Genomic DNA, 892 nt, shown 5'->3' with positions numbered 1-892 from the left:
TCTACTCGGAATTGACTTATAACGGGAGCCATGTGTCTATAGCCTCTCTGCCGGGGATGCGTGACCGCACGGTTTTATTGAACGGCTTTTCCAAAGCTTTTGCCATGACCGGCTGGCGAGTCGGCTANNGACGCCATGAAGAAAATACATCAGTACTCCATCATGTGCGCCTCGATAATGGGGCAAAAAGCAGCCTTGGAAGCCTTGCGCAATGGAGAGCATGAGATGAAAAAAATGGTGGACAGCTACAATTACCGGCGCCGTATCATGCTGGCCGGATTTGATGATATCGGGATGAGCTGTTTTGAACCGAAAGGGGCTTTCTATTGCTTCCCCTCAATTCGCTGCACCGGCATGAGCAGCGAGGAATTCTGTGAAAAGCTGCTGGAAGAAGAAAAGGTGGCGGTTGTGCCCGGCAATGCTTTTGGTTCCTGTGGAGAAGGCTTTGTCAGATGCTGTTACGCCGCCAGCGTAAGCAATATCGAAGAGGCTGTTTCAAGGATGGGCAGCTTTCTCAATCGACACAGAAAAGCCTAAATCGCGCTAACATACTCCTAAAATGAAGAAAGCAATCGAAACACCGAGAAACGTTCAGTAATATTACGATATTTTATTAAAGGAATTGTCTTATCCGGGTTGAACCCCTTTTGTTAGGGAATACAAAGGGGGTTTTTCTACTGTATACAGACATTTGCCTAAATGATATAGAAATTCTTAACAATTATAAAAAATTGACTCCCGCTGCGCAGCGTGAATTGTTAGAGTATATGCGCTACCTGCTATGCAAGCAGTATAAGCGTGACGTGATGGTGGCGGTTTTCCACAATAAACTGATTAACAATCTGCTGCACAGCCTCCTGCGCCTCATCGAACGTGATGAAATAGACCTCAG

At 46.3% G+C, this 892-nt stretch carries 1 protein-coding gene and 1 pseudogene; both read left to right on the top strand.

Features of this window, described 5'->3' with window-relative positions:
* Positions 1-537 (top strand): annotated as a pseudogene (locus B3W37_RS01970) (aminotransferase class I/II-fold pyridoxal phosphate-dependent enzyme); the annotation flags it as partial.
* A 110-nt stretch (positions 538-647) separates the two neighbouring features.
* Positions 648-892: hypothetical protein (locus B3W37_RS01965; RefSeq protein WP_483174618.1), on the top strand; the 245-nt coding region annotated here is incomplete at its 3' end.

This window comes from Syntrophomonas sp. UBA5494 (assembly GCF_002426325.1).
This window is presented reverse-complemented; position numbering and strand designations above follow the sequence as displayed.